This is a genomic window from Pseudarthrobacter sp. lyk4-40-TYG-27 (genome assembly GCF_030209295.1).
GTDB lineage: Bacteria > Actinomycetota > Actinomycetes > Actinomycetales > Micrococcaceae > Arthrobacter.
On sequence record NZ_JARVSH010000009.1, the window covers coordinates 101,665 to 114,369 of the forward strand.

A 12,705-nucleotide genomic window follows, 5' to 3' on the forward strand; every position below is an offset into this window, starting at 1 on the left:
ACCAGGAGTTCCCATGCACTTTTCCCTTTTCCTTACCTCCCGTTCCCGCGGCCCCGAAGAGGACCGTCCGGTCATGAAGGCCATGGTGGAGCACGCCAAGGATGCCGAACAGCGCGGCTTTGACGCCGTCTTCCTGCCGGACCACCACTTCACCGGATACGCTCCCCCCGCCAGCGATCCGTTCGTCTTTGCCGCCTACCTGGCCGGGCAGCTCGAGAGGATGCATTTTGGCTTCTCCGTGCAGACCCTCGCACTGCACCACCCGGTGCGCTTCGCCGAACGGCTGGCCCTGCTGGACCAGTTGACGGACGGCAAGCTGCTGGTAGGGGTGGGAAGCGGAACCACTCCGGAAGAAATGATCGGTTTCGGCGTCAACTTCCAGGACAGCTCGCGGCTGGCCAACGAGAACCTTGAGATCGCCGAAAAGCTGTGGGCGAAAAAGCCTGAGGACGAACCTGTCACCTTCGATAACGGCCACTACCGGGGCGCTGTGGTATCCCGGATCGTTCCGGCCCCCTACACAAAGCCGGAACCGCGCGTCATGTCCGTCGCCGCCCGGCCCTCCAGCGTCGAGCGCGCCGCAAAAAACGCCCAGCCCGCCTTCATCCTCGCCTTCACTCCCCCGGTGATCGACGGCGGCAACGCCTACGAAGAAGTCCGCAAGAACTTCGCCACCTACCGGACTGCCCTCGAAGCAGCGGACCATTCGGAAGAGAAGGTACGTGCCGCACTCGAGTGGACCACCCACTCCTACCAGCACGTGCACATTGCCGAAACGGACGAGCAGGCGGCAGCCGAAATGGACGTCATTCTCCAGCAGTACCAGGAAGCCGTGGAACGCGAGCACGAGGCGAACAAGGCGGCGGAAGCCATCAGCGGCGTTGACCTGCGCCCCGCCCCCGATGCCCGCACGGAGGGCTACAAGGGAACCTGGTGCCTGTACGGAAGCCCCGAGACAGTCGCCGCCGAGCTGCAGAAGTACGCAGACCTGGGGATCGGCAACGTCCTCCTGGGCCTGATGGGAGGCCCGCTGACCGAGGAGCGCAAACGTTTCACCGAACAGTCGATGCGGCTCTTCTCCGAGCGGGTACTGCCGCTTCTTCGCGCCTCCAAGGGTGCCGTCGAAGCCGAAAAGGTGACGGCCCTGTGACCCCCAGTCCCCTGCGCAGCAGCACCTCCGGCGCGGAAGCCCGGATGGACCTGACCGGAGCCGCGCTGACAGGCGGACTTAACGGCTGGAGCACCACCGCCTGCCCCGAGCTGGAGGTCGAGGAGATGGTGCTGCTGGACGGCCCCCTGGGGGTTGTCAGCAGGACCATGGACGAACGCGACAGCGCCCTGCTGATGCCCTCCGGCACGGCATTGGCGGCCACCTGGGACACGGAACTCGTGTCCCAGGTGGGGCAGGTCCTCGGCCAGCAGGCCCGCGAACGCAGCGCCAACGTCATCCTTGGACCGAACCTCAACCTGCCGCGCTCCCCCCTCTCGGGACGGGCCTTCGAGATGTTCTCCGAGGACCCCTTCATGACCGGCGAACTGGGCGCCGCATGGGTCCAAGGCGTCCAGTCCCAAGGCGTTGGCTCCTGCGCGAAACACGTTGTGGCCAACGACACCGAGACAGAACGCCGGCGGATGAACTCCCAGATCGACGCGGCAGTGCTTCGAGAAACCTACCTTCGGCCATTTGAAACGGCCGTCCGCAGGGCCAACCCGTGGATGCTGATGATGGCCTACAACAGGGTCAACGGCGTGCACTGCTCCCAGCACCGAGAACTCATCAGCATTCTCAAAGGCGACTGGCATTACGACGGCGTTGTTGTCTCCGACTGGTTCGGGGTGGACAACACCAACGAAACCGCTGAAGCAGGCCTGGATCTGGAGATGCCGGGACCTTCCAGGTTCCTCGGGGACCGGTTCGCGGAGTCAGTGGCTGCAGGGGACCTTCCCGAATCCCGGCTGCAGGACGCTGTGCAGCGCATGGTCCGCCTTGCCGACAGGACAGGACGGAGAGCCGGAGGCACCGGCTCCGTCACGGCGCAGTCCCGCAGCGATGCGGAGCAGAGGAAGGTGTTGCGCACAGCAGCGGCCCGCTCCTTCGTACTGCTCGAGAACCGGGAGCGCATGCTCCCCCTGGACCCCCGACGCATCACAACACTTGCCGTTATCGGGCCCAACGCCACGAAGCCCTGCTTCCAGGGAGGAACGTTCGCCACAGTGCGGCCGCAAGGTGCGCTGGAAACACCACTGGACGCCATCCGCCGCGCAATGGGACCAGGGGTGGAGGTTTCCCACGAGCCCGGTATTGCGCCGGCCTCGCCGCTGCAGCTCACGGAGCTGGGCAGCACAGCACCGGACGGCACCCCGGGAATCCTGCTTGAAGTGCTGGAAGCTGGCGGAACCGGTGAAGACAGGGTCCTGTACTCCGAAGTCAGGAAAGCGTCGTCGTTCGTCTGGTTCGGTGCCGTTCCCGGCCTGGGAGCCGGCGCTCCGGGCAGGGTCCGCATCAGTTCCCGCCTCACCTTGGACCATGCCGCACGCTGGACGTTCGGAGCCGGCGGGACCGGGACTACCGCCCTCACAGTCAACGGCAACCCTGTCCTGGACGTGCCGCCTCCGGCACCGGATGACGTGATGGGCGTCGTGGCACGCGGTGAAACCACCAGCGTGTCCCTCGACCTGCCAGCCGGCAACGTGGAGATCGTAGCGGAAATGGTGTTCGAACCCGGCAGGGTTCAGTCCGTAACGGCAGTCGCCGCCCCGGAAGGGACAGGCAATCCGATGGCCCGTGCCGTGGAACTCGCGGGACGCACCGATGCGGTGGTCCTGGTCCTCGGAGATGACCAGGGCTCATCACGGGAGAGCGCCGACCGTGCCACCGCTGCCCTCGATCCGGCCTGCGACGAACTGGTGAATGCAGTGTCAGGGATGAACCCCAATACCGCTGTGGTGGTCAACGCCTCCCGCGCCGTCCTGCTGCCGTGGGCGGACAAGGTCAAGGCCGTCCTGATGGCGTGGTTCCCCGGCCAGGAGTTCGGTCCCGCCCTCGCGTCCGTGCTCATCGGCCAGGAGGCTCCCTCCGGACGCCTTCCCGTGTCCTTCCCGGCACGGGACGAGGACATCCCGGGCTTCGGCACCGGCCTCGATGCAGGGCTGACCCTTGACTACTCTGCCAGCGAACCCACGGGCTACCGGCATTTTGAAGCCTCAGGACGTCCGGCCCGGTACCCGTTCGGTTACGGGCTTGGATACACCCGCTTCGAGCTGCTGGAAGCGACAGCCCACGCCCGGGCTGACACTGCCCGGGAATCTGGGGACGGCGTGCACGGCTTATCCGTCCGGGCCAGCATCCGCAACTGCGGGGAACTGGCCGGCAGGGACGTGCTCCAGATCTACGGCAGGGCCCCCGGTGAGGACTCGCTCCGGCTCATGGGATATGCGCAGGTGGACGTAGCAGCCGCATCAACGGCAGAGGTGGACATCCCCCTCGACCCGGCCGGCTTCCGGCGGTGGGACCGCGCGGCGTCCTGCTGGTCAGTTCCACCGGGCGACTGGGAGTTCCGGGTTGGACGCCACGCTGCCGACCCGGGAATCCTCTGTAGGATCTCGTTGTGACGATTCCGGACACGAAATCACGGGAACCCAAGCAGGCCAGGAGCCGCCAGTCGTTCGAAAAGACGATTGAGGCGGCCCTGTCCCTGCTGCAGGAGCGGGGCAGCGACGACTTCACCCTAGCTGAAGTCAGCGCCCGCTCCGGCGTTTCCATCGGCTCGATCTACGCACGGTTCGAAGGCAAGGACGACCTGATCCGGGTGGCGCACGGACGCAAGATGGACGACATTGATGCCATCTCATCCCACCTGTTCGGAGAATTACCCGTTGTGGAAGACACCGGGCTGGAGGAACGCGCCCGGGTTGCTGTTGCCGCAGCTGTCCGGATCCTGCGCCGCTATGCCGGGATCCTGCGCCCGTTCATGCTTCGTGCCAGCCAGGACGAAGCCATTTCCCGCCGCGGAGCGGCATCCCACGCGGCCCTGGCCCAGCATTTCTCGGAGCTTTTCAGTGGCTGGCCGGGCGGTTCTTTGCGGCAGGAAGACATCGATTGGAGCTTCAACGTTGTCTACAGCGTGGTGGCCCGCCGGCTGGGACTGGGAAGCACCATCGAGGGCAGCGGCCGCGGCGACTGGGACGAAACCATCGATAAACTGGCGGGAATGGTGTCCTCTTACCTCCTGGCACGCGTGGACACTCCGCCCCTCTCCTGACTTCCGCCATAACCGGGGGCCATACCACCTATCCAAAAGCTCCTCTTCCAGCAGTCACCGGCCCCTCGGCATAGTGGAAACCAACTACCACTGTTGACTGAAATGGAGTACCTGTGCAAGTGCGAGTCAGCCCCGGTTCGGTGGCACTGGATGATCCTGATGACTGCAGCACCTTCAAAGTCCTGCTGGCAGAGGAGGCCAGGGACGCCCTTCCTGACCTGCTCGAATCAGCCTCGGCGGGAATGCTGCAGGACCAGGACGTCATGGTCTCCGTTGACTGGATCAAGAGCGAATGCTCCGGACGGATCGGGATGGGCTGGAATTACCGCTTCGCCAACATGCTGGTCTACGCCGCCGGTAAAGGCTGGCTAAGCCCTGATGGAACACACGTGCGCGGACACGTCGAGACAATCTGAACACCCGGCGCCGCTGCGCCCCTGCGATACCGCGCCGGGTGCAGCGGCGTATGGCCACGCGCTCAGGTAAAGGCCTGGCGGACCAGCCCGTAGGGTACAGCCGGGTGAACCCGCACCACATAGCGGTCCAAGCCCACACGGGAAATCATGATGCCCAGGCGGTGCTCCTCTGCGGACTCCGAGACAGCATCCACAGCCTGGCCCAATGCCTCGTCCAGCCCGGTTTCCCGGCTGACCGTTATCTCCAGCATCCCCGTTGGGCGCCTCAGCTCGTCCCGTAAGTCCATGCCAGCGACGCTAGCCATTGGCGCCGCATCCATGGAAATAGCTATCCCGGATGGCGACTATCTCCGCCGGCAATGACCTCTCCCTGAAGTTGCGGCAGAACTAGCACGTCGGGACAGGGTATTCGTGACGCCGATGCCCGGCATAGCCAAAGTGATCTTCCGCAGCTATTTGGGCTGCTGGAAAGTGGTTACAGGACCTGCACCAATCAGACCGCAGCCAGTAACCAAAAGGACTTCACCGTGGAAACTCCCCTCTCCCATCTTGCCCACCTCGAGATCACCAGCCCGGACGTCGAAGCCTCGGCCAGGTTCTACGAGGAAAAGTTCGGCATGCGCATCATCGACCGCGTGGACGGCAACGTCTACCTCCGCTGCTGGGGCGACTACTACCGCTACAGCCTGGTGGTCACCGAAGGACCGGAAGCGTCCCTGGGCCGGATGGCCTGGCGCACCAACTCGCAGGCAGCCCTGGAAGCCGCCGCACAGCGTATCGAAGCGACCGGTGTGCAGGGCACCTGGACCGCCGGCGGGCACGGCTACGGCAAGGCCTATGAGTTCACCGGCCCCTACGGCCACCACATGCGCCTGTTCTACGACGTGGACAAGTTCGTGGCCGAACCCGGCTTCGAATCCACCTACCCGGACCGGCCCGAGCGGCGCAGCAGCCACGCGGCAGCACCCCGCTTCCTGGACCACGTCACTGTAGCCACGCAGGACGTCCGCGGCTTCGCCAAGTGGTACAGCGAAGCCCTGGGCTTCCGCGTCATGGCCTTCGTGGACCTGGACGAAGCCCCCATCACGGTCTTCTCCGTCCTGACCACCAACGAGAAGTCCCATGACCTCGGCGTCGTGCTGGACACCTCCAACCGCCCCGGCCGCGTCAACCACATCGCCTTCTGGGTGGACACCACCGAGGACCTGCTCCGCACGGCGGACGTGATGATGGAAAACGGCACCCCCATGGAATACGGCCCGTCCATCCACGGCGTGGGCGAACAGAACTTCCTGTACTTCCGCGAGCCGTCCGGCCTGCGCGTGGAGCTGAACTCCGGCGGCTACCGCAACTACGTCCCGGACTGGGAAGCCAACACCTGGAAGCCCTCGCTCGGTTCCAACAACTTCTACAAGAACGGCGCCATGCCGCACTCCATGACCGAGTCGTTCCCGCCCGCCGAGGGCTTCACCGCCACAGAGGAAGGCGCGTCCCCGGAAATGAAGGAAGCGCTCCTGAACCCGTACGCCAAGCAGGGCCGGGGCTAAGAGACCATGGCCGAAACCACCTACGCACTGGTCCGGTTCCAGGAGCCCGGCGACAGCAAGGCCCGCGCAGGCCTGCTGGTCAACGAGCGGATCCTGCCGCTGGACGGGGACATTAACTCCCTGATCGAGCACTGGGACACCACCGAAAGCCAGCTCGACGCACTCGCCGCCTCCGCAGGCGCGGACACCGGCCTGCCGCGGGCCGCCGTCGAAATCCTCGCCCCCGTGGAACCTGCCCAGGTCCTGCAGACCGGGGCCAACTACCGCAAGCACGTCATCGACCTGGCCGCCGCCCACCGCGAACCCGGCGAGGACGAGGAGGAAGTTCGCGCCAAAACCGCCGCGATGATGGACAAGCGCGCAGGCCAGGGCACGCCGTACTTCTTCATCGGACTCCCGACGGCGATCGCGTCCGCCACGGACGACCTCACCCTGCCGGCCTACTCCAAATCCCACGACTGGGAACTGGAACTGGCGGCAGTGATCGGCAAGACCGCGTTCCGGGTCACCCACGAGGAGGCACTGGACCACGTCTTCGGCTACACGATGGTTAACGACATCACCACCCGCGAATACGTGTTTTTCAAGGACATGCCCGCTATCGGTTCCGACTGGTACCGGGCCAAGAACGCCCCCGGCTTCCTGCCCACCGGCCCGCTCCTGGTTCCCGCCAAGTTTTTCGGCGACCCACAGGACGTGCAGGTGACCCTGAAGCTCAACGGCAAGGCCATGCAGGACGAGTCCACGCAGGACATGATCTTCGGCGTGGCCAAGCTGGTCAGCGAAGCCTCGCAGATCATGCCGCTGCGCCCGGGCGACCTGGTGCTCACCGGCAGCCCGGCCGGCAATGGCCAGCACTGGGGACGGCTGCTCCAGGACGGCGACGTCATGGAAGGCACCATCACCGGCCTGGGTACCCAGCTGATCCACTGCAAGGACGAAGTGGCAACCGAAAGCAGCAAACAGTGACCACGCAGGACACAACCCGCATCACCGGAACCGGGGAATCGACTGGTTCCCCGGTGATCCGGCGCGACGACCCGCTCGGCAGCATCCGGGCCATGGCGCAGGCCCACAACAACTGGGGACGCTGGGGCCAGGACGATGTCCTGGGCACGCTGAACTTCATCGACGACACGAAACGCGTCGAAGCGGCGGCCCTGGTCAGAACCGGCGAGGCGTTCTCGCTGTCCCAGCCCTTCGACACCAACGGTCCGCAAAAGGGGTGGCGCCGGCGCACCAACCCGGTCCACACCATGACGGACACCGGCGTGGACGCCGAACGCGGCAACCAGGGCTTCCCGCATGGCTTCGGCGGGGCGGACGACGTAATCGCCATGCCCCTGCAGTGCTCCACGCAGTGGGACGGGCTGGGACACATCTTCGACCAGGGCAAGGCCTGGAACGGCCGCGCTGCCGGGGACGTGGTCACCTCCGAGGGTGATCTGGTCACCGGCATCGAAACGGCTGCGGCCAAGATCGTCACCCGGGGCGTCCTGCTCGACGTCGGACGTGCGCTCGGACCGGAGCTGGGACGGGACGACGGCGAACTGCCCGACGGATTCGCCATCACCCCCGAACACCTGCAACGGACCATCGCACTCCAGGGCCCCAGTTCCGAAGTGCGGCGCGGGGACATCGTGGTGATCCGCACCGGCCAGTACAGCCGGGTCCTCCGCGACGGCTGGGGCGACTACGCAGGCGGAGCGGCCCCGGGGCTGTCGTTCAGCGCGGCGCCGTGGCTGCACCGCAGCGAAATCGCCGGCATCGCCACGGACACCTGGGGCTTCGAGGTCCGGCCGAATGAGTTCGACGGCGCCTTCCAGCCCCTCCACCAGATCGCCATCCCCAACCTTGGCCTGTTCCTGGGCGAAATGTGGGACCCGGACGGACTGGCGGAGGCATGCGCCTCGGACGGCAGGTACGACTTCCTGCTCACGGCCGCGCCCCTCCCCATCACCGGGGCCGTCGGATCACCGGTCAACCCCATCGCCGTCAGGTAGCCACAGAATTCCTGTTGCCGTAAAGAACGAGGACCACACATGTCTGACACCACCGCGGATACTGTCCTGGACGTCCATGCCCACATCCTGCTCCCGGCCCTGCAGCAGCTAGTGGCCGACGCGGACCCCGAGGGCTTCGCCGCGCTGCAGGCCCTGGAAGCCCGCCGCAATGGGCCCGAGTCCATGGCCGCCTCGGGGAAGATGATCAAGGAACGCTGGCCGCAGCTGACGGACCTGCACCGCCGGCTGGCGGATATGGACGCGCAGGGCGTGGATGTGCAGCTGGTCTCGCCTTCGCCGTCGCATTTCTACTACTTTGCCGGCGAAGAACTGGCCCTCGAAGTGGCTCGGCAGGCGAACCGGGCAGTACGGGAGTTCGTGGACCGCGCGCCGGAACGGTTGAACGGCCTGGGCCTGGTTCCGCTCCAGCACCCGCACCTGATGGTGCAGGCTTTGGAGCACGCGGTGCTGGAGTGCGGACTGCTGGGCGTGGAAATCGGTTCCTACGCCGCCACTCCCGGCGACCCGGACCGCAGCACGGTGGAGCTTTCGGACCCCCGGCTGGAACCGTTCTGGGGCCGCGCCGAAGAGCTCGGGGCGGTGGTGTTCCTGCATCCTTTCGGCTGCTCGCTGGATGAACGGCTGGACCGCTTCTACCTGGCCAACACCGTGTCCCAGCCCGCCGAAAACGCCGTGGCCCTGTCGCACCTCATCTTCAGCGGTGTCCTGGACCGCCACCCGGCCCTGAAGGTCGTGGCTGCCCATGGCGGTGGCTACCTCCCCACCACGCTGGGCCGCTCGGACCACGCCTGGAAGGTACGGCCCGAGGCACATGGCTGCGCCCAGCCGCCGTCGTCCTACCTGCAAAAGCTGTACTTCGACTCCCTGGTGCACAGCCCGGCAGAACTGCGGGCGCTCGTGGCGGCCGCCGGGCCGGAGCAGGTGCTGCTCGGCTCGGACTACCCGTTCGACATGGGCTCCGACCTTCCCGTGGACGAGGTCCAGGCAGCCGGACTTCCGGCCGGCGACGAGGCCCGCGTCCTGGGCGGCAACGCCCGGAGGCTGGGAATCACCGCAGCTGCCGCCCTCACCACCCGACCTACCGCTTAAGGAGGCTCCGAATGGTCAAGATTGCACGCTGGAATGACGACGGCGGGACGCAGTCCGGCTTTGTGGACGGCGGCGCTTGTTTCGCCCTCCCCCAGGGCCAGGACGTGCAGACACTGCTGGACGCCGGACTTGAGGAGACGCTGGCCACCGCCCGGCGGGTCATCGGGTCCGGTCCGGCGGTCCGGCTCGCGGACGTGCAGCTGCTCGCCCCGCTGGTGCCCGCCACGATCCGGGACTTCGTGGCGTTCGAGGAGCACGTGGAGGGCGTCCGGAAGAGCATCGACGGCGAAGCCGGCGTGGTGCCGGAATGGTATGAGGCACCCACGTTCTACTTCACCAACCCGCACACGGTGACCGGGACCGGCGAGGTGATCGGCATTCCGGCAGGCTGCACGGACCTGGACTTCGAGACCGAGGTGGCCGCCGTCGTCGGACGCGTCCCCGGCAGCGACGGCAGCAACCTGACGGCGGAAGAGGCCCACCGGCACATCTTCGGCTACACCATCCTCAACGACTGGTCCGCCCGGGACCTGCAGCGCCGCGAGATGAAAGTCAGCCTCGGCCCGTGCAAGGGCAAGGACTTCGCCAACACCCTGGGGCCCTGGATTGTCACGGCGGACGAGTTCGAGGACCGGCACGACGCCGAGGGCTTCCTGCCCATCTCCATGGCGGTGAAGGTCAACGACGAGCCGATCGGCCAGGACCTGCTCTCCAACATGGGCTGGCCGTTCGCGGAGCTGGTGGCCTACGCGTCGCAGGATTCGATGGTACGGCCCGGCGACGTGCTGGGATCCGGCACGTGCGGGAGCGGCTGCCTCGCCGAGCTCTGGGGACGCAACGGCGCACAGACTCCCCCACCCTTGAAGACCGGCGACGTGGTCCGGATGACCGTGGAAGGCATCGGAACCATCGAGAACACTGTTGGCGCCCGACGCGAAGACGTGACCCGGGTGGCAGCCCGGAACAAGCCGCAAACGAGGTAACCTGCGCCTGCTCCGTTTCCTAGTCACAGTGAAGGTGATGTTTTGACTCGCAGACGGCTTGCTTACATCAACCCCGCGTCCCGCGTACCCGATACTTCAGATAAGAAGAACTTGTTTTCCTCCAGCTTCGGATGCTTAGCGCGTGGACGCCTTTACATCTTTGTCACCTGCGAGGTTGGAGGATTTTCCTACAGCCACACCGCAGGCCCTTTCGGTCCGACAGCTGTGAGAATGTGAGCATGTTGACAGAGTCCACCCTCCGCTTCGGAGCCCAGACCGATGAAGTGACGAGCCTCCTGCGGATCGTCAACCTGGTGCGGACGGGTGAGGCCACCACCCGCCCGGAGATTGGCAAAGTCACCGGCCTGGGCCGGGGCGTTGTCAGCCAGCGCGTGGACCAGGCCATCCAGATCGGATTCCTCGGCGATGGCGAGTTCGGCGCCTCCTCCGGCGGCCGGGCGCCGCGGACCCTGCGCTTCCGTGCAGAGCAGGGACGAATCGTTATCTGTGCCCTTGGCGCCGCCCACATCCGGGTTGGCATCACCGCCCTCGACGGCGACATCCTGGAACACACGCACCGGGCCTGGGACATCGAACAGGGGCCGGAGAAGACCATCGCCGCCGTGATGACCCTGGTGGACGAAGTACTGGCAAAAGACTCCAAAGTTCCCGTCTGGGCTGTCGTGGTGGGCCTTCCCGGCCCGGTGGACTTCAACTCCGGACAGCCAGTGTCCCCGCCGATCATGCCCGGCTGGAACGGCTTCGATGTTCGAACCCCCTTCGAGGAGCGCTTCAATGCGCCGGTCTGGGTGGATAACGACGTCAACCTGCTGGCCCTTGGCGAACGCACGCGCCGCCGCGATGCCCTTGCCGACCTCATCTACTGCAAGATCGGTTCCGGAATCGGGGCGGGGCTGCTGTCCCAGGGCCGGATCCACCGCGGCGCCAATGGTGCTGCCGGTGACATCGGCCATGTCCGCGTCCTGGATTCCACGGCCGTGTGCCGCTGCGGAAAGATCGGCTGCCTGGAAGCCGTGGCCAGTGGCTGGGCGCTGGTCCGGGATGTTGAGCAGGCCGTCAAGGAGGGCGCCAGCACCTCCATGGCTCCGATTGCCGAGAAGGGGAAACTGACGCTCGAGGAGATCACCCTCGGGGTCCGGTCCGGCGACCCGCTGGCCATCATGCTGGTCCAGAAGTCAGCGCGCGTTGTGGGTGAGAAAATTTCCGCCCTTGTGAACATGTTCAATCCCGCAGTCATCGTCATCGGCGGCGCCATCGGGTCCGCCGGCGAGGTGTTCCTGGCCGAAGTGCGGCAGCGGGTCTACGAACTGTCGCTGCCGCTTGCTACCCGGGATTTGATCATCACCATGTCCGTAAACGATGAACGCGAACCCCTCCGCGGGGGTGCCGAGCTGGCGCGCGAGCAGCTGTTCGATGTCACTTTCCCGCGCTGGTTCGCCAAGGGCCGGCCCATGCGGAAGCCGAGCGACGTCTCCGCATAGAGCCTCGCATACAGGTTTTCCTCTTATGGCCGATAATGCGCGGCAGTGCGCTCGACGTGTGAGCTGGTACATCCAGATGCGAGCGGCAGAAAAATGATCGTTGGCGATTTGGAGGTCCAGTCATGAGGCACCTGCGGAATTTTTCCTTAGAATCTCACGGGTAACTCAGACCCTATGTCTGGCCTTCCCCTTGCCCCAGTGAGGATCCGCAGGTCGTCTTCAGCTTTTGCGGCGCGCGCAGTGGAGGTGGCCGGGGTGGTCACTATGCTTCTAGACATCAATGAAGTCCACATGCGGATAGGCGCATGGGCCTGGGATAGAGGCAGTGAAGAAGGTCAAGTACGCAAGCACCTCGCCCCGCCTGCGCCCCTTTCCACCTGACCGGGAGACAGAGGTTTGACCTTCAGATGCGGAAGGCGTGTGTATGGGTCGGCTGATGGTCGGCCTGGGGGTGATCAAACGTTCGTGCTGTCCGCGTTCCAAATCAGCACGCGGCCTCTGCCTTCGTCCAGCCAGCCCCAGAAATAGGACGCGTTGTGTGCAGAGGTCTATCGCGCCTTCGCGGGGCACTTCTCGCGGCCGTTGTACTCTGACCCTGTTTCCGGGCTTCAGGTCCGTCTACACTTCATAGGTCAAACGTGAGGGCCGGGGGTGTGGATTGGGAAGTGTCAGCAGCAGCATGTTTTCCTTACTGCTACGAGCGGGAGAGGTAGTTATCCGCGATGGTTTTCAACGAGCCGGGACCCAGACCGGGTCCGTGTCCTGGGAAGACCGCACTTACTTCGAGGCGTGCTAAAAGGTTCATGGTGCGACGGTAATCGGCTTGTTCAGCTCCGTGGATTGTGTCAAGGAGTTGGCCCTGGTAAATGGTGTCTCCGGTGA

The 12,705-nt window shown here is 65.5% G+C and carries 12 protein-coding genes; 10 read left to right on the forward strand and 2 right to left on the reverse strand.

Annotated elements, in window-relative coordinates:
- Positions 1 to 13 precede the first annotated feature (13 nt).
- The 4 genes from QRM96_RS17065 to QRM96_RS17080 all read left to right on the forward strand — a co-directional run bounded on the left by QRM96_RS17065 (position 14) and on the right by QRM96_RS17080 (position 4,678).
- The gene (locus QRM96_RS17065) at positions 14 to 1,150 is read left to right on the forward strand and encodes an LLM class flavin-dependent oxidoreductase (RefSeq protein WP_285320381.1); all 1,137 of its coding nucleotides are present in this window, start codon (positions 14 to 16) and stop codon (positions 1,148 to 1,150) included.
- Entirely contained in the window at positions 1,147 to 3,612 is a 2,466-nt protein-coding gene (locus QRM96_RS17070; protein WP_285320382.1) for a beta-glucosidase, read from the forward strand. Before QRM96_RS17065 ends, QRM96_RS17070 begins: the two co-directional genes overlap by 4 nt.
- A complete protein-coding gene (locus QRM96_RS17075; protein WP_285320383.1) occupies positions 3,609 to 4,262 on the forward strand; it encodes a TetR/AcrR family transcriptional regulator in 654 nt (217 codons plus the stop codon). Before QRM96_RS17070 ends, QRM96_RS17075 begins: the two co-directional genes overlap by 4 nt.
- 113 nt (positions 4,263 to 4,375) lie before the next feature.
- Entirely contained in the window at positions 4,376 to 4,678 is a 303-nt protein-coding gene (locus QRM96_RS17080) for a hypothetical protein (protein WP_285320384.1), read from the forward strand.
- Between the two features lie 62 nt (positions 4,679 to 4,740).
- Here QRM96_RS17080 and QRM96_RS17085 read toward each other — a convergent pair whose 3' ends face one another.
- Complete coding sequence (locus QRM96_RS17085; RefSeq protein WP_285320385.1) at positions 4,741 to 4,983, reverse strand: hypothetical protein; 243 nt, start codon at positions 4,981 to 4,983, stop codon at positions 4,741 to 4,743.
- 222 nt (positions 4,984 to 5,205) lie between these two features.
- Between QRM96_RS17085 and QRM96_RS17090 the strand changes: the two genes are divergently transcribed.
- The 6 genes from QRM96_RS17090 (at position 5,206) to QRM96_RS17115 (ending at position 11,823) form a co-directional block, all read left to right on the forward strand.
- Positions 5,206 to 6,225, forward strand: a complete 1,020-nt coding sequence (locus QRM96_RS17090) for a VOC family protein (protein WP_285320386.1) — start codon at positions 5,206 to 5,208, stop codon at positions 6,223 to 6,225.
- Between the two features lie 6 nt (positions 6,226 to 6,231).
- The gene (locus QRM96_RS17095) at positions 6,232 to 7,194 is read left to right on the forward strand and encodes a fumarylacetoacetate hydrolase family protein (protein WP_285320387.1); all 963 of its coding nucleotides are present in this window, start codon (positions 6,232 to 6,234) and stop codon (positions 7,192 to 7,194) included.
- Positions 7,191 to 8,228, forward strand: coding sequence for a cyclase family protein (locus QRM96_RS17100; protein ID WP_285320388.1), 1,038 nt, complete (start codon positions 7,191 to 7,193; stop codon positions 8,226 to 8,228). Before QRM96_RS17095 ends, QRM96_RS17100 begins: the two co-directional genes overlap by 4 nt.
- A gap of 39 nt (positions 8,229 to 8,267) precedes the next feature.
- The gene (locus tag QRM96_RS17105) at positions 8,268 to 9,338 is read left to right on the forward strand and encodes an amidohydrolase family protein (RefSeq protein WP_285320389.1); all 1,071 of its coding nucleotides are present in this window, start codon (positions 8,268 to 8,270) and stop codon (positions 9,336 to 9,338) included.
- 11 nt (positions 9,339 to 9,349) lie between these two features.
- On the forward strand, positions 9,350 to 10,321 hold the full coding sequence (locus QRM96_RS17110; protein ID WP_285320390.1) for a fumarylacetoacetate hydrolase family protein: 972 nt from the start codon (positions 9,350 to 9,352) through the stop codon (positions 10,319 to 10,321).
- 239 nt (positions 10,322 to 10,560) lie between these two features.
- Positions 10,561 to 11,823 (forward strand): ROK family protein, encoded by a 1,263-nt coding sequence (locus QRM96_RS17115; RefSeq protein WP_285320391.1) that lies wholly within the window; start codon positions 10,561 to 10,563, stop codon positions 11,821 to 11,823.
- 694 nt (positions 11,824 to 12,517) lie between these two features.
- Here the strand turns inward: QRM96_RS17115 and QRM96_RS17120 are convergent.
- The coding region (locus QRM96_RS17120; protein ID WP_285320392.1) for a hypothetical protein at positions 12,518 to 12,705 on the reverse strand (188 nt) is incomplete at its 5' end.